18 protein-coding genes are annotated in these 19,370 nt (G+C 72.0%); 7 read left to right on the forward strand and 11 right to left on the reverse strand.

Going from position 1 to position 19,370, the window contains the following annotated elements:
- Positions 1-50 precede the first annotated feature (50 nt).
- From ACIQAK_RS04765 to ACIQAK_RS04775, 3 genes are read left to right on the forward strand one after another with little or no spacing between them, the layout of a single operon-like run.
- Entirely contained in the window at positions 51-575 is a 525-nt protein-coding gene (locus tag ACIQAK_RS04765; RefSeq protein ID WP_366391086.1) for a PadR family transcriptional regulator, read from the forward strand.
- Entirely contained in the window at positions 572-1,258 is a 687-nt protein-coding gene (locus ACIQAK_RS04770) for an ABC transporter ATP-binding protein (RefSeq protein WP_366391085.1), read from the forward strand. Before ACIQAK_RS04765 ends, ACIQAK_RS04770 begins: the two co-directional genes overlap by 4 nt.
- Complete coding sequence (locus ACIQAK_RS04775; protein ID WP_366391084.1) at positions 1,255-3,657, forward strand: FtsX-like permease family protein; 2,403 nt, start codon at positions 1,255-1,257, stop codon at positions 3,655-3,657. Before ACIQAK_RS04770 ends, ACIQAK_RS04775 begins: the two co-directional genes overlap by 4 nt.
- Before the next feature lie 73 nt (positions 3,658-3,730).
- Here the strand turns inward: ACIQAK_RS04775 and ACIQAK_RS04780 are convergent, their stop codons facing one another.
- Complete coding sequence (locus tag ACIQAK_RS04780; protein ID WP_366391083.1) at positions 3,731-4,708, reverse strand: hydrogen peroxide-inducible genes activator; 978 nt, start codon at positions 4,706-4,708, stop codon at positions 3,731-3,733.
- A 133-nt stretch (positions 4,709-4,841) separates the two neighbouring features.
- On the opposite strand from ACIQAK_RS04780, the gene ACIQAK_RS04785 reads away from it, so the two are divergent.
- Positions 4,842-5,396 carry a peroxiredoxin gene (locus ACIQAK_RS04785; RefSeq protein ID WP_003966619.1) on the forward strand — a complete coding sequence of 185 codons (555 nt, stop codon included), beginning with the start codon at positions 4,842-4,844 and terminating at the stop codon, positions 5,394-5,396.
- Between the two features lie 10 nt (positions 5,397-5,406).
- Positions 5,407-5,943 (forward strand): alkyl hydroperoxide reductase, encoded by a 537-nt coding sequence (locus tag ACIQAK_RS04790; protein WP_366391082.1) that lies wholly within the window; start codon positions 5,407-5,409, stop codon positions 5,941-5,943.
- A gap of 72 nt (positions 5,944-6,015) precedes the next feature.
- Here ACIQAK_RS04790 and ACIQAK_RS04795 read toward each other — a convergent pair whose 3' ends face one another.
- From ACIQAK_RS04795 to ACIQAK_RS04810, 4 genes are all read right to left on the reverse strand, one after another.
- The gene (locus ACIQAK_RS04795) at positions 6,016-7,437 is read right to left on the reverse strand and encodes an AI-2E family transporter (protein WP_366391081.1); all 1,422 of its coding nucleotides are present in this window, start codon (positions 7,435-7,437) and stop codon (positions 6,016-6,018) included.
- Positions 7,438-7,557: 120 nt separating this feature from the next.
- On the reverse strand, positions 7,558-8,271 hold the full coding sequence (locus ACIQAK_RS04800) for a transglycosylase SLT domain-containing protein (RefSeq protein ID WP_366391080.1): 714 nt from the start codon (positions 8,269-8,271) through the stop codon (positions 7,558-7,560).
- Positions 8,272-8,661: 390 nt separating this feature from the next.
- Entirely contained in the window at positions 8,662-9,984 is a 1,323-nt protein-coding gene (locus ACIQAK_RS04805; RefSeq protein ID WP_366391079.1) for a PhoH family protein, read from the reverse strand.
- Positions 9,985-10,374: 390 nt separating this feature from the next.
- Entirely contained in the window at positions 10,375-11,136 is a 762-nt protein-coding gene (locus tag ACIQAK_RS04810; protein WP_366391107.1) for an isoprenyl transferase, read from the reverse strand.
- A 218-nt stretch (positions 11,137-11,354) separates the two neighbouring features.
- Between ACIQAK_RS04810 and mgrA the strand changes: the two genes are divergently transcribed.
- The gene (gene mgrA, locus ACIQAK_RS04815) at positions 11,355-12,404 is read left to right on the forward strand and encodes an L-glyceraldehyde 3-phosphate reductase (protein ID WP_366391078.1); all 1,050 of its coding nucleotides are present in this window, start codon (positions 11,355-11,357) and stop codon (positions 12,402-12,404) included.
- Between the two features lie 706 nt (positions 12,405-13,110).
- On the opposite strand, the gene ACIQAK_RS04820 is transcribed toward mgrA, so the two are convergent.
- From ACIQAK_RS04820 to ACIQAK_RS04830, 3 genes are all read right to left on the reverse strand, one after another.
- A complete protein-coding gene (locus ACIQAK_RS04820) occupies positions 13,111-13,554 on the reverse strand; it encodes a hypothetical protein (protein WP_366391077.1) in 444 nt (147 codons plus the stop codon).
- Between the two features lie 127 nt (positions 13,555-13,681).
- On the reverse strand, positions 13,682-14,506 hold the full coding sequence (locus ACIQAK_RS04825) for a class I SAM-dependent methyltransferase (protein WP_366391076.1): 825 nt from the start codon (positions 14,504-14,506) through the stop codon (positions 13,682-13,684).
- Between the two features lie 143 nt (positions 14,507-14,649).
- Positions 14,650-15,681: a prepilin peptidase gene (locus tag ACIQAK_RS04830; RefSeq protein ID WP_366391075.1), complete on the reverse strand. Its 1,032-nt coding sequence runs from the start codon at positions 15,679-15,681 to the stop codon at positions 14,650-14,652.
- 104 nt (positions 15,682-15,785) lie between these two features.
- On the opposite strand from ACIQAK_RS04830, the gene ACIQAK_RS04835 reads away from it, so the two are divergent.
- Positions 15,786-16,157, forward strand: a complete 372-nt coding sequence (locus ACIQAK_RS04835) for a DUF192 domain-containing protein (RefSeq protein ID WP_366391074.1) — start codon at positions 15,786-15,788, stop codon at positions 16,155-16,157.
- Between the two features lie 40 nt (positions 16,158-16,197).
- Here the strand turns inward: ACIQAK_RS04835 and ACIQAK_RS04840 are convergent, their stop codons facing one another.
- From ACIQAK_RS04840 to ACIQAK_RS04850, 3 genes are all read right to left on the reverse strand, one after another.
- Complete coding sequence (locus ACIQAK_RS04840; protein WP_366391073.1) at positions 16,198-17,397, reverse strand: hypothetical protein; 1,200 nt, start codon at positions 17,395-17,397, stop codon at positions 16,198-16,200.
- 707 nt (positions 17,398-18,104) lie between these two features.
- Positions 18,105-18,704, reverse strand: a complete 600-nt coding sequence (locus ACIQAK_RS04845) for an OmpA family protein (protein WP_401363430.1) — start codon at positions 18,702-18,704, stop codon at positions 18,105-18,107.
- Between the two features lie 56 nt (positions 18,705-18,760).
- Complete coding sequence (locus ACIQAK_RS04850; protein ID WP_366391071.1) at positions 18,761-19,369, reverse strand: hypothetical protein; 609 nt, start codon at positions 19,367-19,369, stop codon at positions 18,761-18,763.
- Position 19,370 lies beyond the last annotated feature (1 nt).

A 19,370-nucleotide genomic window follows, 5' to 3' on the forward strand; every position in this document is an offset into this window, starting at 1 on the left:
GCGAGGAGGCGTACACATGTCGGGTATACACCACGTGTACAGTGCCTCTCATGTCTATCGGCCACACCCTCCTCGGGCTCCTGGAATCCGGCCCCCGCCACGGCTACGACCTGAAGCGGACCTTCGACGAGAAATTCGGCCAGGACCGCCCGCTCCACTACGGCCAGGTCTACGCGACGATGTCCCGGCTCCTGAAGAACGGGCTCGTCGTGGTCGACGGGGTGGAGAGCGAAGGCGGGCCCGAGCGCAAGCGGTACGCCATCACGGACGCCGGGATCACCGATGTCTCGCGCTGGCTCGCACAGCCCGAGAAGCCGGAGCCGTACCTCCAGTCCACGCTCTACACCAAGGTCGTCCTCGCGCTCCTGACCGATCGCAGCGCGGACGACCTGCTGGACTCCCAGCGCTCGGAGCACCTGCGGATGATGCGCGTCCTCACCGACCGCAAGCGCAAGGGCGACCTCGCAGACCAGCTGATCTGCGACCACGCCCTGTTCCACCTGGAAGCCGATCTGCGCTGGCTGGAACTGACCGCCGCCCGCCTGGGCCAGCTCGCCGAGGTGGTGGCTCCGTGATTCCCGACGGCTCTCTGCTCGCCGCCCGCGACCTGTGCAAGACCTACGGTTCGACGCCCGCCCTGGACGGCGCGTCGTTCTCCGTGCACCCCGGCGAGGTCGTCGCCGTGATGGGCCCTTCCGGCTCCGGCAAGTCGACCCTGCTGCACTGTCTGGCCGGGATCATCACGCCGGACTCCGGCACCATCACCTACGCGGGCCGCGAGCTCTCCGCGATGTCCGACGCCGAGCGCAGCGCCCTGCGCCGCAGCGACTTCGGCTTCGTCTTCCAGTTCGGCCAGCTCGTGCCCGAGCTGACCTGCGTGGAGAACGTCGCCCTGCCGCTGAGGCTGAACGGAGTGAGGCGCAAGGCCGCCGAGCGCACCGCCCGGGAGTGGATGGAGCGCCTGGAGGTCGACGGCCTGGGCGCCAAGCGTCCCGGCGAGGTCTCCGGCGGCCAGGGGCAGCGCGTCGCCGTGGCCCGGGCGCTGGCGGGCTCCCCGAAGGTGATCTTCGCGGACGAGCCGACCGGCGCCCTGGACTCCCTCAACGGCGAGCGGGTGATGGAGCTGCTCACCGAGGCCGCCCGCTCCTTTGGCGTCGCGGTGGTCCTGGTGACCCACGAGGCCCGGGTCGCCGCCTACTCCGACCGTGACGTCACCGTGCGCGACGGCCGGGCCCATGACCTGGAGCACGCCGTATGACGCTGCTCGGCTCCCGTAGCGCTCCCGCCGCCGGGCAGGACCGCCCGAAGCCGCCCTCGCGCGGTGCGGCCACGCTCCGGGACCTCGGCCTCGGCGTCCGGTTCGCCGCCGCCGGGGGCCGCGAGGGCTGGATCCGTACGCTGCTGACGGCGGTCGGCGTCGGCCTCGGGGTCGCGCTGCTGCTGCTCGCCTCCTCCGTCCCGCACCTGTTCGACGCACGCTCCGCGCGGGAGACGGCCCGCAGCGAGACGCGGATCTCCGACTCACCGGGCGCCGACGCGGCGAAGTCGGACACCTCGGTGGTGCGGATCAACACGACCACCGAGTACCGCGACCGGACCGTCGAGAGCTACCTCATGCGCGCCGACGGCCCCTCGCCGGCTCGGCCACCGGGTGTCGCCCGCTTCCCCGGGGCGGACGAGATGCTGGTCTCCCCCGCGCTGAGGGAGCTGCTCGCCGCCCCGGACGGCGAACTGCTGCGTGAGCGGCTGCCGTACGAGATCACCGGCACGATCGGGGACGCCGGGCTGCGCTCGCCCGGGGAACTCCGCTACTACGCGGGCAGCGACACCCTGACGCCCGCGGCGGGAGGCCACCGGATCGCCGGCTACGGAGACCCCGGCGACGGCGATCCGCTCCCGCCGTTGCTGATCGTGCTGAGCGTCATGGTCTGCGTCGTGCTCCTGGTGCCCGTCGCCATCTTCATCGCCACCGCCGTGCGCTTCGGCGGCGACCGGCGCGACCGCCGGCTCGCCGCGCTCCGCCTGGTCGGCGCGGACATCCGCACGACCCGCCGTATCGCCGCCGGGGAGGCGCTGTTCGGCGCGGTCCTTGGGCTGCTGATCGGACTGGCCCTCTTCCTGGTGGGCCGGCGGTTCGCCGGTGCGGTGGAGATCTGGGACGTCAGCGCGTTCCCGGCGGACCTGGTGCCCGATCCCCTGCTGGCGCTGCTGGTCACCTTCGCGGTGCCCGTCACCGCCGTGCTCGTCACGCTGGTCGCGATGCGGTCCGTGGTGGTCGAACCGCTCGGCGTCGTACGGCGCGGCCGGGACCGGGGCCGCCGGCTCCGGTGGCGCCTGCTCGTGCCGCTCGCGGGTCTGGCGGTGCTCGGATTCACGGGCCGGATCGACGAGTACGAGTACGCGCCCGGGAAGCCGTACGGGATCGCGGCCGGTGCCGTGCTGGTGCTGGTCGGGCTCGCCCTGCTGCTGCCGTGGCTGATCGAGGCGTGCGTGAGCCGGCTGCGCGGCGGCCCGGTGCCCTGGCAGCTCGCCACCCGCGGGCTCCAGTTGAGCAGCGGGGCCGCGTCCCGTGCGGTCGGCGGGGTCACGGTGGCGGCGGCCGGGGCGGTCGCCCTGCAGATGCTGTTCGCCTCGATGAACGCCGACTTCAACCGGATGACCGGCCAGGACCCCTCGCGGGCCCAGTTCGCCGGGTACTCCGAGAACGTCACCGGCGCGGCGGCCACCTCGGCCATCGAGCGGTTCCGCGCCACCCGGGGGGTGGATGTGGTGATCGGCTCGGTGGAGGCGTACGCGTCCAGGCCCGGCGTCTACGCACAGGACGACATCCCGCCCACCACCTCGCTGACCGTCGGCACCTGCGCCACCCTGCGCGAATTCGCCCGGATCGGCGCCTGCGCGGACGGCGACACGTTCGTCGTCCACCCGCCGGGCGACAAGGACATGTCCGCCTGGGTCGACCGGACCGCGCGCAAGGGCCAGGTGGTCGAGGTCGGCTCCGGGACGGGCAAGCCGCTGCGGTGGACGCTGCCCGCCGACTCCCCGACCGTGCCGGGCCGCACCGACCCGATGGGCACCCCCCACTGGGGGATCATGGCCACCACCGGCGCGGTCGACGCGGGCACGCTGCCCGGCGCGCAGATCACCGCCCGGATCCGGGTGGACCGAAGCGTGCCGGACGTCGCCGAGCACGTACGGAACACGGCGGCCCGGATCGATCCCGGCATGCGCTTCGTCACCCTCCAATCGGTGGAGCGCGACCGGCAGTACGCCAGTATCCAGACCGCTCTGCGGGTCGGGGCGAGTGTGGTGCTGCTGCTGATCGCCGCCTCGATGCTGGTCTCCCAGCTGGAGCAGTTGCGCGAGCGCCGGCGGCTGCTGTCGGTGCTGGTCGCCTTCGGCACCCGGCGTACGACGCTGAGCTGGTCGGTCCTGTGGCAGACCGCCGTTCCCGTGGTCCTCGGCCTGGCGGTGGCGGTCGCGGGCGGGCTGGGGCTCGGCGCGACGCTCGCCTGGATGACCCGCAAGAGCGTCTCCGACTGGTGGCTGTTCCTGCCGCTGACCGGAGCCGGAGCGGCGCTGATCCTGTTGGTGACGGCACTGTCGCTGCCCCCGCTGTGGCGGCTGATGCGGCCGGACGGGCTGCGCACCGAATAGCGGGACACGCCGGTGCGGCCGGGAGAGAGCCTCCCGGCCGCACCGGCGTCCCGACCGCTGCTCCCGGGCCCGTTCACTCCCAGGCCGCGCCCACCACCCGCACCGGCAGCGGCTCCATCGCCCCGCGCAGCGCGGCGGCGAACTCCTCGAACTCGCCGCCCCGCGCCGAGCCGGTCCGCATCGCCAGCGCCACCCGCCGGGCGGGGGCCGGGTGGGCGAAGTACCCGGTGGCCAGGGCGTCGTTGCGGGCGGTCTCCACCGTCACCGCGGTGCGCGGCAGCAGGGTCACCCCGAGCCCGCCCGCCACCAGCTGGACGAGGGTGGAGAGCCCGGCGGCCGTCGTGGTGACCGGCGCCCCCTCCGTACGCCCCGCCTCCCGGCAGATGTCCAGGGCCTGGTCGCGCAGGCAGTGGCCCTCGTCCAGGAGGAGCAGCGGCAGCTCCCGCAGCGCCTCGCGCGGGATGTCGGCGCGCCCGCCGAGCCAGTGGTCCTGCTCCATGACCAGCACGAAGTCCTCGTCGAAGAGGGGGATCTCGCTCACCCCGGGGACCCCGAGCGGCACCGCGAGAAGCAGCAGGTCCAGGCGTCCGGCGGCGAGCCCCTCCAGCAGCGAGGAGGTCTGCTCCTCATGAACCTGGAGGTCGAGGTCCGGGTAGCGCTCGTGGACCAGCCGCAGGACGGCGGGCAGGAGATAGGGGGCGACGGTCGGGATCACACCGAGCCGGAGCACCCCGGTGAACGGTGCCCGGGCCGCTTCCGCCTCCTCCATCAGCGCCGCGACGGCCTCCAGCACGACGGCGGTCCGCGCCGCGAGCCGCTCCCCGGCGGGCGAGAGCAGCACCTTGCGCGTCGTACGCTCGATAAGCTGGACACCCAGTGCCTCCTCCAGGGCGGAGACGGCTCCGGAGAGTGCGGGCTGACTCATCCCGATTGCTGCCGCCGCGTCCCGGAAGTGCAGATGTTCCGCCACGGCCGCGAAGGCGCGGAGCTGCGACAGGCTGGGCTGCTTCGCTGACTGCTTGGGGCGTATGCCCGGTTTTCCCTGGCCCACTGATAGGCACCTCCGATCATCACGACCGAGTGTAGCTATTTCCGTGATCAATGCACTCTGTGCCAAGGTGGATCTCGTCCAACCCTCAGGAAATCTCCGCAAAGGGGATCTCCTAACGCTGCAAGGAGAGCGCGTGCTCACTGTCGGTGACAAGTTCCCCGAGTTCGACCTGACTGCTTGTGTTTCGCTGGAGAGCGGCAAGGAGTTCGAGCAGATCAACCACAAGACCTACGAGGGCAAGTGGAAGATCGTCTTCGCGTGGCCGAAGGACTTCACCTTCGTGTGCCCCACCGAGATCGCCGCCTTCGGCAAGCTGAACGAGGAGTTCGCCGACCGGGACGCCCAGATCCTCGGCTTCTCCGGTGACTCCGAGTTCGTGCACCACGCCTGGCGCAAGGACCACCCGGACCTGACCGACCTGCCCTTCCCGATGCTGGCCGACTCGAAGCACGAGCTCATGCGTGACCTCGGCATCGAGGGCGAGGACGGCTTCGCGCAGCGCGCCGTCTTCATCGTCGACCAGAACAACGAGATCCAGTTCACGATGGTGACCGCCGGTTCCGTGGGCCGTAACCCCAAGGAGGTCCTGCGGGTCCTCGACGCTCTGCAGACCGACGAGCTGTGCCCGTGCAACTGGACCAAGGGCGAGAACACCCTCGACCCGGTCGCGCTCCTCTCGGGCGAGTGAGCTGATACCCATGGCTCTCGACGAACTCAAGTCCGCCGTACCGGACTTCGCCAAGGACCTGAAGCTGAACCTCGGCTCGGTCATCGGCAACAGCGACCTCCCGCAGCAGCAGCTGTGGGGCACCGTGCTGGCCTGCGCGATCGCCTCGCGCTCGCCGCGGGTGCTGCGTGAGCTGGAGCCCGAGGCGAAGGCCAACCTGTCGCCCGAGGCGTACGCCGCGGCGAAGTCGGCGGCCGCGATCATGGCGATGAACAACGTCTTCTACCGGACGCGGCACCTGCTGTCGGACCCGGAGTACGGCACGCTCCGCGCGGGCCTGCGGATGAACGTCATCGGCAACCCGGGCGTGGAGAAGGTCGACTTCGAGCTGTGGTCGCTCGCCGTCTCCGCGATCAACGGCTGCGGCCAGTGCCTGGACTCCCACGAGCAGGTGCTGCGCAAGGCCGGCGTGGACCGCGAGACCATCCAGGAGGCCGTCAAGGTCGCCTCGGTGATCCAGGCGGTCGGTGTGACCCTCGACGCCGAGGCCGTACTCGCCGAGCAGTGACACCGCACCACCCCTGATACGGGAAGAGCCCCGAGGACGACCGACCGTCCCCGGGGCTCCGCCCTGTCCGCCCTACGCCTGCTTCTCCGGCGGGTCGCCCCGCGACGGGTCCCGTCCCTCCGGCGGTTCGGGGAACACGACCGGCGTGGCGGTCTCGGCGCTCGGCCCCTCCAGCACCGCGTCCGGCGTGTCCGCCGGCCCGGTCGGCGCGACCCCCAGCGCGGTGGCCCCGTGCTGCCCGCCCACCGTGCGGGGAGCACCGTAGGACCGCAGGTAGCCGACCACCGTGTTGGTCACCGCGACCAGCGGTACGGCGACCACCGCGCCACCGATGCCCGCGACCAGGCCGCCCGTCGCCACCGCGAGGACCACGGCCAGCGGGTGCACCCGCACCGCCCGGCCGAGGATGAACGGCTGGAGGATGTGGCCCTCGATCTGCTGCACCGCCAGCACCACCACCAGCGCCCACAGCGCCGTCCACACCCCCTCGGTGACCAGCGCGACGACCACCGCCAGTGCGCCGGAGACCACGGCACCGACGAGCGGGATGAAGGCGAACAGGAAGATGAACACGGCCAGCGGCACCGCGAGCGGCACGTTCAGGACGTAGAGGCCGAAGCCGATGAAGATGGCGTCGATCAGGGCGACGAGCACCGTGCCCCGCACGTAGGCGGTCAGGGTCCGCCAGGCGCGCGGTCCGGCGCCGGCGACTCCGGGACGGGCGGCGGCGGGCACCAGTTTGAGCGACCACTCCCAGATGCGCCGGCCGTCGTAGAGCAGGAAGAGCGTGGAGAACATCGCCAGCAGCAGCCCGGTGAGGAACTCCACCATCACGGTGACGCCTTGGAGTCCGGCGGAGGTGATCTCCTCCGTGTTGGTGCCGATGGTGTCGTTGAGGTTCTTGGCGATGTCGTTGATCTGCGACTCGGTGACATGGAAGGGGCTGTCCAGCAGCCAGCGCTTCAACTCGTCGATGCCGTCGCGGACCCGCTCGGAGAGCGTGTCGAGGTTCTCCATCACCTGCCACACCACGAACCAGCCGACCAGGCCGATGACGACGAACCCGAGCACGGCCGTCACGGCGGTGGCGAGCCCGTGCGGCAGCCCGACCCGCTTGAGCCGCACGACGGTCGGCTGGAGCATCGCGGTGACGAGCAGCGCGGCGGAGAAGGCGAGCACCACCAGTTGTACGGCGGTGATCACCTGCATCAGCACCCAGAGGGTCCCGGCGAGGACGAGCAGCCGCCAGCCGGCCTCGGCCGCGACCCGCATCCCCCACGGAATCGCCGTCACCGGATCGGGCTTGGCGGCGACGGAGGGCGCGTACGTGGGGGGCGCGGGCACCTGCCCGGGGTCCAGGGCCCCGGACGCCGCGGCACCCCCGTGGTGGGGATCGTCATCGTCGACGGCGCGCGCCCGGCGCTCTTCCAGGCGTGCGCCCAGCTGCGTCAGTTCGGATCCGAAGCGGCCCAGCCAGCCCGGTAGTTTCGACATGTCTCTTTCCCTTCCCCCACTTTCGCTCCCCAGCGCCGCCCTGGTTCGCCGGATGCGACCGTACACGCGCGAAGCCCCCCACCGCGGACGCGGTGGGGGGCTTCGCGGGGCCGTCGGGCCCTAGTACCAGTTGTTGGCCTGCCAGAAGGACCAGGCGCCGCACGGGGAGCCGTAGCGGCCGTCCATGTAGCTGAGGCCCCACTTGATCTGGGTGGCCGGGTTGGTCTGCCAGTCGGCACCGGCGGAGGACATCTTGTGGCCCGGGAGGGCCTGCATCAGTCCGTACGCGCCCGAGGACGGGTTGGTCGCCCGGTAGTTCCAGGTCGACTCGTGGTTCACGATGTTGCTGAAGCACTGGAACTGGTCGGCGGGCACCATCTGACGTGCCATCGCCTGCACCTGGGCCACGGTGTACGAGCCCTGAGCGGAGAACGAGGAGGCATCGCGGACGGAGGAACGGCTGGCGCGCTCGGCGGCTTCCTTCTTCTCCTTCTCGGCCTTGCGCTCGGCCTCGACCCTCTCCTCGGCCGCCGCCTTCTTGGACTTGGCGTCCTTGGCGGCCTGGAGGCGGGCCGACTCCTCGGCCGACTTCTTCGCGGCGGCGTCGGCGGCGGAGGCCTGGGCATCGGCCTGCTGCGTCAGCGAAGCGGTCTGGACCTGGGCCTGCTGGCCCGCCGGAATGTCTGCGAGCAGCGTGGTGTCGGCTGCGGCCGCCTCGAAGTTGTTGTCATCGGCGGCAGGTGCGCCGCCCGCAGCAACGCCTACGACGGCGCCAACGGTGGTGACCGCGGTGGCAGATGCCACGGCGAACCCCCGGACCGAGATCCGGCTCACATGGTGTCCTTCCAGCATCGCCCGCTCACGTGACCTCGCGGGCGCGTTCGTGCCCCTGGCACTGGCCTCCCTACTGCGTGGGTCACGGGAGGCACGGACCCGGTGGGCAACCCCGGTGAGGAGGCTGCCGCGTGGTGCTCGCGGGCGGCATACGGGCGTCTCGTGTTGAGTTGTGTGGTGCGTGGCGCCTCTGGAGGTGCCCAAGTGCCGTATGCGGGGCCTGACGGAAGCAAGACTCTGCCGGACGGGGACACCACAGGGCAATTCTGTGTTGCGTGGGAAAGGTCACACCCCGTTTGGCTCACCGGTTTTCCGGAAATGACGGCGCAACACGATGCCGCCCGGCTAAGCTCTTTGGCTCACCGGGCGGCATCAAGCAGGACATGCAGGTCAGATGTGTCCTTCCTCCAGCATTTCGGTCACCAGTGCGGCGATCTGCGAACGCTCCGAACGCGTGAGCGTGACATGGGCGAAGAGCGGATGACCCTTCAGCTTCTCGACCACGGCGACGACTCCGTCGTACCGGCCGACCCGGAGGTTGTCCCGCTGGGCGACGTCATGGGTGAGCACCACCCGTGAATTCGCCCCGATCCGGGACAACACGGTCAGCAGCACGTTCCGTTCGAGTGACTGCGCCTCGTCCACGATCACGAACGCGTCGTGGAGCGAGCGGCCGCGGATGTGGGTGAGCGGCAGGACCTCCAGCATCCCGCGCCCCAGCACCTCCTCGATGACCTCGCGCCCGGCGACCGCCGAGAGCGTGTCGAAGACCGCCTGCGCCCAGGGGCTCATCTTCTCGGCCTCGCTGCCGGGGAGATAGCCGAGCTCCTGGCCGCCCACCGCGTACAGCGGGCGGAAGACCATCACCTTCTTGTGCTGCTGGCGCTCCAGCACCGCCTCCAGCCCGGCGCAGAGGGCAAGCGCCGACTTTCCGGTGCCGGCCCGGCCGCCCAGCGAGACGATGCCGACGTCCGGGTCGAGCAGCAGGTCGAGGGCGATCCGCTGCTCGGCGCTGCGCCCGTGGATGCCGAAGGCCTCCCGGTCACCCCGCACGAGCCGCACATCGCCCTGGGCCGTCACCCGGCCGAGCGCCTTGCCCCGCTCGGACTGGAGGACCAGGCCGGTGTGGACGGGCAGCTCGGCGGCCTCGGGGACGTACAGCGTCTCCTCGGTGAAGAGCAGGTCGACCTGCTCCCCGGAGAGGGGCAGCTCGGTCATTCCGGTCCAGCCGGAATCGGTGATGGCGAGCTCGGCGCGGTACTCCTCGGCGAGGAGGCCGACCGAGGAGGCCTTGATCCGCAGGGGCAGGTCCTTGGAGACGACCGTGACGTCGTACCCCTCCGCCTGGAGGTTGCGGGCGACCGCGAGAATCCGGGAGTCGTTGTCCCCCAGCCGGTAGCCGGCGGGCAGCACGCCGGGGTCGGAGTGGTTGAGTTCGACGCGGAGCGTCCCGCCCAGGTCCCCGAGGGGGATGGGGGCGTCCAGCCGGCCGTACCGGATGCGGAAGTCGTCCAGCAGGCGCAGGGCCTGCCGGGCGAAGTATCCGAGCTCCGGATGGTGCCGCTTGGCCTCCAGCTCCGTGACCACCACGATCGGCAGCACGACTTCGTGCTCGTCGAAGCGGGCCATGGCACCGGGATCGGCCAGCAGGACGCTGGTGTCGAGAACGTATGTGCGCCGGTCGGGCATGCGGCGCTTGCTACTGGTCACCACGGAAGGACGTACCCCCTCGGACGAGGTCGGGGAGTGCGACGAACGGTCGCGGAGCTTCCCGAAGGAGAGGACGGACCGGGATCGGGCCCCTGCGCTCGGGCCGGACCACGGCCTCCGCGTCGGCCGCAGGCTGACTGCGTCTACGGTCCTTCGTGTGCAAAGGGCCTCCCGGGCGAGCGGACTGGGTGCCGCTCACTTGGCTGCGACATCCGCCTGGTTGGTGACCGGATGTCGACCTGCCAGGGGTATTCCCAGTTCGGACCGAAGCCATGCCGCTGCATATGACACGGTGTGGGGAAGTCCCGGTGGACGCGCGATGACCCCCCTGTGGAGGGGAGTCGCCGGGCGGGGCGGGTGAGGGGGCCGTCCGGGCCCGTGGCAGGGGCGTTTTCAGGCCCCGTAGCGCCGGTGGCGGGCGGCGTAGTCGCGCAGCGCCCGCAGGAAGTCGACCTTGCGGAAGGCCGGCCAGAACACCTCGCAGAAGTAGTACTCCGAATGGGCGCTCTGCCAGAGCATGAAGCCCGAAAGGCGCTGTTCGCCGCTCGTGCGGATCACCAGGTCGGGATCGGGCTGGCCGCGGGTGTAGAGGTGCTCGGAGATCAGGTCGGTGGAGACGATCTCCGCCAGCTCCTCGAAGGTCGTGCCCCGCTCCGAGTGCTCCAGGAGCAGCGAGCGCACGGCGTCCGCGATCTCCTGCCGGCCGCCGTAGCCCACGGCGACATTGACGATTATCCCGTCGACATGGGCGGTCGACTGCTGGGCCTCCTTGAGCACCAGCTGCGTCTCGGCGGGCAGCAGGTCGAGCGTGCCGACATGGTGGACGCGCCACCGCCCGTCGGCGGCGAGATTGCGTACGGTGTTCTCGATGATGCCCAGCAGCGGCTTCAGCTCGTGCTCGGGCCGGTCGAAGTTGTCCGTGGACAGCATCCAGAGGGTGACGACCTCGACATCGGTCTCGCTGCACCAGCCGAGCAGCTCGGAGATCTTGTCCGCACCGGCCTGGTGGCCCTGCACGGCCGATCCGCCGGACGCCTTGGCCCACCGCCGGTTGCCGTCGAGGATGACCCCGATGTGCTTCGGCACCTGATCGTGGTCCAGGCGGCCTTCCACCCGGCGCGCGTAGAGCCTGTACACCAGGTCGCGGAAGTTCACTGAGTTCACCCTCTCGGTTCCGTACGGGCCCGTGGCCCGCCCTCCCCGTCGCCGGGGGTCCGGGGTCCACCCCCGCCGGGGAGCGCTGCGCGGTCCGTACGGACCCGCGCGGGCCTGAGCCGCGCCGCACATCGGCATTCCCCGAAGCCGCCACATTACTGCGACCGGGTCACCGGGGCCCAACCCGGTCTGTCACAACTCCGTGATAAAGAGAGAAAATGACCGATTACCTCTCCCCCGACCTCTCCTACCGCGCTGCCGACGCGCGCTACGACGCCATGGAGTACCGCCGCACCGGGCGCAGCGGCCTCAAACTGCCCGCCCTCTCCCTGGGCCTGTGGCACAACTTCGGCGACGACCGGGCGCTGGACTCCCAGCGGGCCATTCTGCGCCGCGCCTTCGATCTCGGGGTGACACACTTCGACCTGGCCAACAACTACGGGCCGCCGCCCGGCTCGGCCGAGCTGAACTTCGGCAAGCTGTTCGCACAGGATTTCGCCTCGTACCGGGACGAGCTGGCCATTTCCACCAAGGCCGGCTATCTGATGCACCCCGGCCCGTACGGCGAGTGGGGCTCCCGGAAATACCTGCTGTCCTCGCTCGACGCCTCGCTGAAGCGGATGGGCCTGGAGTACGTCGACATCTTCTACTCGCACCGCTTCGACCCGCACACCCCGCTGGAGGAGACGATGGGCGCCCTGGCGTCCGCCGTGCGGCAGGGCAAAGCGCTGTACGTGGGGGTCTCCTCGTACACCGCGGAGCAGACCGCCGAGGCGGCCGGGCTGCTGAGGGAGATGGGTGTCCCGGCCCTGATCCACCAGCCGTCCTACTCCATGATCAACCGCTGGATCGAGGACGACGGTCTGCTCGACACCCTGGAGGCGGCCGGCATGGGCTGCATCTCCTTCGTGCCGCTCGCGCAGGGCCTGCTCACGAACAAGTACCTGAAGGGCATCCCGGAGGGCTCGCGCGCCACCCAGGGCAAGTCGCTCGATCCGGGCCTGCTCTCGGACGAGGTCCTGCGCCGGCTGCGCGGGCTGAACGACATCGCGCAGGGCCGCGGCCAGTCGCTGGCCCAGCTGGCCATCGCGTGGGTGCTGCGCGACAGCCGGATGACCTCGGCGCTGATCGGCGCGTCGAGCGTGAAGCAACTGGAGGAGAACGTGGCGGCGCTGGCCGGGCCGGCGCTGACGGCCGCTGAGCTGAAGGAGATCGACACCTTCGCCGTGGACACCGAGGGCACGAACATCTGGGCCGGGCGGGGCTGAGACCGGTTCGCCGGGGGGCGGTGGGGCGGTGGGGCGGTACGCCGTGGGGGCGTGAGGGCGGTACGCCGGGGGGTGAGAGCGGTACGCCGGGGGGGCGTGAGGGCGGTACGCCGGGGGGCGGTGGGGCGGCGGTATGCCGGGGGGCGGTGGGGCGGCGGTATGCCGGGGGGGTGAGGGCGGTTCGCCGGGGGGCGGTGGGGCGGTACGCCGGGGGGGTGAGGGCGGTACGCCGGGGGGGTGAGGGCGGTACGCCGGGGGGGCTGAGACCGGTTCGCCGGGGGCGTGAGGGCGGTACGCCGGGGGGCGGTGGGGCGGCGGTATGCCGGGGGGGGCGGTGGGGCGGTGGGCCCAGGCGGGGGGGCTCAGGTCGGCGGTCCGGACCGGCCCAGAAAAAAACGGGCCGGTCCGTGGGGGGGGATACGGACCGGCCCGAGGGGGGGTTTCCACCATAACCCTTCGTAAGTGCTGATGGGTGCCACGCCACTCCACAACTACTCTCCGAGTTCGCCGGACCCCGTAGCGGGCCGGGAGGACGGCCCGCGACCCGCGACCATGGGCCCGGATTCGTCCCCGGTATCGAGGGGGCGTCCCGGGGCGCGGCCTTGACGCCGCGCGGGGCCGGACCTGATGGTGCCCGGCCTCCGGGCGGTGGGGCCGTGCCGGCGCCGGGTCCTCCGGGCAGTGGGGCCGCGCTGGCGCCGGGTCCTCAGTGGCGGTGGAAGCGGACCGCCAGGGTGTCCCCCGCCGCGACCACGAAGTCCCCTTCCGCGCACCGGATGACCGCCTCGTGGACCTCGCCGTTGCCGTCCCTGCGCTCCAGCGTGCCGACGACCGTCCAGGCGCCCTCGTACGGCACCGGCGGCAGCTGCGTCAGCGGGGCGTGCTGCCACTGGTTCGCCGGTACGCACCAGTCGGGCAGCAGCGGCCAGGTGCCGGGGGTGATCCGCAGCGTCCAGTCGGAGGTACAGGTCAGCAGGACGGACTGGCCCTGGTCGATCACGAACTCCACGGCCTCCGGCTCGCCCGCGCGCCCCTCGGGCCGGTAGAAGACCCCGTGCACGGCGGTGATCCGGGAGCCCGTGAGCCAGTCGGAGTTGCCGTGCCGCGCGCGTCCGGCCGGCCCGCCGTACTCTTCCCTCTCCACCGTCATGGCCGCTCCCCGTCCTTCTCGCCGTGCCTGCTCCCGCACAGTAGGACGGCGGCCGACACGATCGCGTTGCCTGCGGTCCAATGCTGAACTGGCGTCCGGGGTAGGCAGGTTGACACTTCCTGATACGTCACAGGGGCTTGCGGGCCTCAATCAGGAAGCGCGTGGTGTGGGCGAGGAAGGGCCCCTCGCCCTCGATCTTCCGGTGCAGTGCGGCCAGTTGGAGCCGGTACTGCTCGACGGTGAATCCGGGCACCATCCAGATCACCTTGCGGAGGAAGTAGACCACCGCGCCGATGTCGAAGAACTCGGTGCGCAGCCGCTCCAGCCGCAGGTCGACGACGTCCAGCCCGGCCGCCTCGGCGGCGGCGCGCGCGTCCTCGGGGTCGCGGCCGCGGCGCACCTCGGGCGGCTGCGGGCCGAGGAAGTACTCCACGAGCTCGAAGACGCTCGCCGGTCCGACCTGCTGCGAGAAGTACGTACCGCCGGGGGTGAGCACCCGGGCGATCTCCTCCCACCAGGTGGTGACCGGATGCCGGCTGACCACCAGGTCGAAGGCCGCGTCCCCGAAGGGCAGCGGCGGCTCGTCCTCGTCCGCGACGACGACGGCACCGAGGGGGTGCAGGAGTGCGGTGGCGCGGGCGATGTTCGGCGGCCAGGACTCGGTGGCGACGGTGACCGGCGGGAGTCGGGGCGCGGCGGCCAGGACCTCGCCGCCCCCGGTCTGGAGGTCGAGTGCGGCCCTGGCCTCGCCGAGCCGGTCGGCCATGGCGCGGGCGTACCCCCAGGAGGGGCGCTGCTCGGTGGCCCGGCCCGCCAGCCACGAGAAGTCCCAGCCGTCGACGGAGACGGCGTCGGCTTCGGCGACGAGGGCCTCGAACCGGTCGCGGGAGGCCGGGGAGGCGAAGGACGGAGCCGGGGACGGCTCAGGGGGCGGAGGGGACTGTTCGGGCATACGGGAATCGTGTCAGGCCGGGGCGTGGGGCGCGAACGGATTCCGGGGCCCGTGCTCCCCACGGGCGGGCGAGATGGGCACATATGTCTCAACCTGCGACAGACAACAGTCCGTGCTCCCCACGGGCGGGCAGGATGGGCGGCTCAGGCCGCCGACGCCCCCAGGAGCAGGCCGGTCAGCGCCCCGGCGATCATGAACGGGCCGAACGGGATGCCGGTCCTGCGCCCCGCCCGGCGCAGCAGGACCAGCCCGAGCCCGTACGCCGCGCCGAACAGGAACCCGGCGAACCCGCCCAGGAACAGCACCTGCCAGCCGTACCAGCCGAGGGCGACGCCCAGGGCGAGGGCCAGCTTCACATCGCCGAAGCCCATGCCGTTCGGGTTGATGAGGAAGAGCAGGAGGTAGAAGCCGCCGAGCACCAGCCCGCCGAGCAGCCCGGAGGCCCAGGACCCGGCGTGTCCGGGGAGTAGGGCGGCCCCGCCCAGCAGCAGGACGGCCGCGGCGGCCAGGGGCAGGGTGAGCGGGTCGGGCAGCCGGTGGACGCGGCGGTCGACGGTGGCGAGGAGGACGGCGACCGGGGCCAGCAGCAGCCAGCCGGCGAGCTCGGGCCGGGCCCCCGTGGCAGCGGCGAGCGCGACGCAGACGAGCACGGTGACCAGGGGCGCGAGGACGCCGGGGGCGTAGGGCCGGGAGCCGGCGGGGGCCGGGGCGGGGGTGCCGGGGGCCGGGGCGCTCGGGGCCGGGGCGGGGGCGCCGGGGAGGGGAGCGTCGTCTCCCGCTCGCGGTAGAAGGGGAGCGCTGTCGCCCGCCTGCGGTACGGGGGCGGGCTCATCGTCTCGGGGCGGTACCTGGGCGCCCTCGTCGTCTTGGGGCGGTACGGGGACGAGCTCGTCGTCTCGGGGCGGTACGGGGGCGTGCTCGTCGTCTCGGGGCGGTACGGGGGCGGCGGCGGCCTCCTCCCCGTACCGTACGGAGACCTGCGCTCCGGAGGCGCAGGAGGCGCAGCGGGCCGGGCCGAGCCAGCCGCCGAACGGACCGGTGAACGCGTGCCCGGCGGGGCAGGTGGTGCGCCAGGGCTCCTCGGGTTCGACGGCGAACCGGTACGCGGCGCGCGGAATCAGCAGTCCGGTGACTCCACCCCAGACGGCGGCGACGGCGAGCAGCACGAGGTCCACGGGACGACCCTAATCGGCCGCGCGGACAGGGGGCTTGGGTCCTGGGGCCCACTCCGGACCGTTCAGGACCCAGGCGTGGGCGCCGGGGGCTACGGTCGGTGGCCATGAGGACTTGGCGTGATGGCGACGGGACGCTGGCGGTCGGCGGGGACGCGGGCGCCCGGGAGGTGCCGCTGCGGATCGCGGCCTCGTACCGGGCCCGTACCCGGGGGCTGCTCGGGCGGGACGGGATCGAAGGGGCGCTGCTGCTCACGCCGGCCGGGAGCGTGCACACCTTCCGGATGCGGTTCACCATCGATGTGGCCTACCTGGACCGGACGTTCACCGTGCTGGCGGTCCGCACGATGAAGCCCGGCCGCCTCGGGCTGCCCCGGCTGCGGGCCCGCCATGTGGTGGAGGCGGAGGCGGGGGCGATGGAACGGTGGGGGGTACGGCCGGGCGTCCGGGTGGAGCCGCGGGCGGCGGGCACTCCATAGAGGAAGCCCGTATCCAGGGCGGGCCCGCGCCCCGCTCCGCCTACGGCGGGCCCGCGCCGAGCAGGGTCCAGGCGCCGTAGGCCGCCGACGCGCAGGCGAGTACGGCGAGGACGGCGGCCGTACGCGGCGTACTCCGCAGCCTGACCAGGGCGGCGGCGGGCGGGAGGAGCAGCGGGAAGGCGGGCATCATCAGGCGGGGCCGCGAGCCGAAGTACCCGGCGCCGATCAGTGAGATGACGACGACCGCGATGCCGTAGACGAGGACCGGCAGCGGCTGCCGCTGCCGTACGCAGAGCACCACCAACCAGCCGAGCAGCCCGAGCGCCGCACAGAGCCCGAGCGCCGCGGGCAGCGGCAGGCCCGCGACGAAGGCGGCGAGCGCGCGGCCTCCGTCGATGCTGTTGCCCCACTGCGCCTGGACGTCGAAGTACGCGAAGGGGCTGCCCTCGCGCACCGCGACGAACACCACGTACGCCAGCCAGCCCAGCGGTGCGAGTACCACCCCGGTGATCATCCGGGCCTGGCGGCGGAACACCGGGCCGATGCCGTTCCCGGCGCGGAACTCCCGTACGAGGGTGACCGCGGCCGTGATCGCCAGGGCCGCGATGAGGGCGGCGGCCGAGGGCCGGGTGAGCCCCGCCAGGACGCACAGGGCGCCCGCCACGATCCACCGGCCCCTGAGGACGGCGTACAGCGCCCAGGCGGCCAGTGCGGTGAACAGCGTCTCCGTGTACGCCATCGACTGGACGAACGCTGTCGGGTACACGCCCCACAGCGCGGCCAGCACCACCCCCGTACGCGGCCCGTGCAGGTGCGCCCCGACCGCGAAGATGCCCCAGGCGGCGAGCAGCCCGGCCGTCCAGGCGACGAGGAGCCCGGCGTCGCCGAGGGTGAGCGGGGTCACCTCGGCCAGGCCGCGCTCCAGGGCGGGCAGGAGGGGGAAGAAGGCCAGGTCGGAGTGGAGGGCCCCGTCGGGGAGGGTGACGGTGTAGCCGTACCCGTCCTCGGCGATGCGCTGGTACCAGACGGAGTCCCAGCGCCCGCTGAGCCGCGCCACGGGGTCCTTGCCGGAGGTCCGGGCGGCCACCCAGAGGACCAGCAGCCCCAGGGCCCGGACGGCGGCGTAGACCGCGAGCGCGGGCGCGGCGGCCCGGAACGCGGCGGCCGTCCGGGGGCGGGGGCCGCGGAGGTGCGGGGCCGGGCTGCCGGGCATCCGGGTACGGAGCTGGTGGTCGGACATATTGCCGATTATGTCCTCCGGCCCGGTCCGCCCCGACCTCGGCCGGCTGACACCTGCGGGGCCGCCGGTCGATCCCGGGCCGGACGGGCGGGGATCGACCGCGGAGGCCCGTCAGCCGATCGTCGGCCCGACGGCGGGGATCGACCGCGGGGCCCGTCAACCGATCGTCGGCCCGACGGCGGGGATCGACCGTGGGGGCCGCCAGCCGATCGTCGGCCCGACGGGCGGGCGGGACCGCGCCCGGTCGGTTTTGGGCCCGACCGGCGACAAGAAGATCTCGTACTCGACCGTCGCCCTCACCGCCTATGCGGACGGCGGACTGTCCGTCAAGGGCGGTGACGAGGACGACGCGGCGGGCGAGACCGGCATCGAGGTGGTGACGAACTCGATCGTCTTCGGCAAGGAGAGCGACGCGGGCACCGAAGCCGACCGGGCCGTCGCCGAACAGTGGACTGGACGGCTCCGGCAAGAACACCGCCCCCCCAACCTGGTGATCGCGCACCGGCTCTCCACGGTCATGGACGCGGACCGGGTGATCGTGGTGGCGGACGGCCGGACCGTCGAACAGGGCCGGCCCGCCGAACTGCTGGCGCACCCGGGGGCCACCTCCACGACCTGGTGTGCGGACAGCCGGCCTGACGGCCCGGGGCCCGGCACGCGAGGTCGTCGCGCGCCGGGCCCCCGGGCATGCCGGGAGCCGGAAGGGGCTAGGAGCCCTCGCCGCGCGGGAAGGAGACCTCCACGCGGCGGTTCTTCTTCCGGCCTTCCTCGTCGCTGTTGCTGGCGATCGGGTACTGCTCGCCGTAGCCCCGGATCTCGTACGTGATCGTGGGGCCGAGCTCCTTCGAGAGGACGCCGTGCACGGCGTCGGCGCGCTGCTTGGAGAGCACGTCGCCGTGGGCGGAGGAGCCGAGGTTGTCGGTGAAGCCGAAGACGCGGACCTTGGTGGTGTTCTGCTTCTTGATCTCGTCGGCGATGGCGGCGATACGGGCGTTGGCCTCGGGGCTCAGCTTCGCGCTGTCCTTGCCGAAGAGGACTTCGGCCTGGAGCGCGAACTTGATGTCGGCGTTGCTGTCCTCGCGGCGCTCCTCGCCGCCTTGATCCTCGACCACTTGGACGATGTCGAGGACTCTGCCGGGTGCGAGGGTGCCGCCCTCCGGCATCTTCAGATCGGGGTCGTTGGCATCGATCCGGACCGGTGGCTCGGAGGACGCCTCGGTGCCTGGCGGGACGCTTGGGCCGTCGTCGGCATACGAGGACGAGATACCCAGGACGGCGCTGCTCGCCAACAGCACCGCGACGGCCATCACACGACCGGCGCTGCGCCGGGCCTTGAGGTGCGGAATGGTGTTCATGTCGGCTTTCACCCAGAGATCTTCAGCGAGGCGGTGGCGAAAGTGGGCAGGGTGAAGTCGACTTCCGTCGCCTCCTGCGGCGGCGACGGGAACTGCATGAACACGGCGGCGGAATCACCGGCAGACAGGGGGACGATGGCAGTCGTGCACAGGCACCTGCCGTCGGTGTCCCGCAGCACGTAGTAGTTCTTCTTTCCCGTTTTATCCACCAGGGTGGCACCGGCGACCGAGTTGGGATTCTTCGCCACCAGGGCGGACTCCTGGCCGACCCAGTTGGACGTGTTCTGAGTGGTGTCCCCGGTGTTCTTGATCTCGCCCTGCACAGTGACGAATCCACCTGTATCCCGCTTGACCTGGTTGATCACTAGGGTCAGTCCATTTTGGCCTCGGACCTCCGCGAGCTCGGTGTTCGGATCAACACCCTCGTCAGCAGCGGTGTCCTCCTGTTGCTCGCCCTTGTCCTCGGTGGGAGAGCTGGCCGGCGCGGAAGAGGCGGAGGAACCCTGGGTCTGCTTCTGGTCGCCGCCGCCATCTCCGCAGCCGGCCAGGACGAAGACAGCCATGGCTGCCGTCACAACAGCCATCCCTCTGGTCGTAGTGATCCGCCGCATGCCCATG

It is taken from the genome of Streptomyces sp. NPDC088706 (genome assembly GCF_044752765.1).
Taxonomy (GTDB): Bacteria; Actinomycetota; Actinomycetes; order Streptomycetales; family Streptomycetaceae; genus Streptomyces.

Excerpts from the sequence above, each read along its gene's own strand:
- ACIQAK_RS04840 (WP_366391073.1), bottom strand. The coding sequence starts at position 17,397 with ATGTCCGACCACCAGCTCCGTACCCGGATGCCCGGCAGCCCGGCCCCG.
- ACIQAK_RS04795 (WP_366391081.1), bottom strand. The coding sequence starts at position 7,437 with ATGTCGAAACTACCGGGCTGGCTGGGCCGCTTCGGATCCGAACTGACG.
- ACIQAK_RS04820 (WP_366391077.1), bottom strand. The coding sequence starts at position 13,554 with ATGACGGTGGAGAGGGAAGAGTACGGCGGGCCGGCCGGACGCGCGCGG.
- mgrA (WP_366391078.1), top strand. The coding sequence starts at position 11,355 with ATGACCGATTACCTCTCCCCCGACCTCTCCTACCGCGCTGCCGACGCG.
- ACIQAK_RS04850 (WP_366391071.1), bottom strand. The coding sequence starts at position 19,369 with ATGGGCATGCGGCGGATCACTACGACCAGAGGGATGGCTGTTGTGACG.
- ACIQAK_RS04775 (WP_366391084.1), top strand. The coding sequence starts at position 1,255 with ATGACGCTGCTCGGCTCCCGTAGCGCTCCCGCCGCCGGGCAGGACCGC.
- ACIQAK_RS04825 (WP_366391076.1), bottom strand. The coding sequence starts at position 14,506 with ATGCCCGAACAGTCCCCTCCGCCCCCTGAGCCGTCCCCGGCTCCGTCC.
- ACIQAK_RS04845 (WP_401363430.1), bottom strand. The coding sequence starts at position 18,704 with ATGGCCGTCGCGGTGCTGTTGGCGAGCAGCGCCGTCCTGGGTATCTCG.
- ACIQAK_RS04790 (WP_366391082.1), top strand. The coding sequence starts at position 5,407 with ATGGCTCTCGACGAACTCAAGTCCGCCGTACCGGACTTCGCCAAGGAC.
- ACIQAK_RS04835 (WP_366391074.1), top strand. The coding sequence starts at position 15,786 with ATGAGGACTTGGCGTGATGGCGACGGGACGCTGGCGGTCGGCGGGGAC.
- ACIQAK_RS04765 (WP_366391086.1), top strand. The coding sequence starts at position 51 with ATGTCTATCGGCCACACCCTCCTCGGGCTCCTGGAATCCGGCCCCCGC.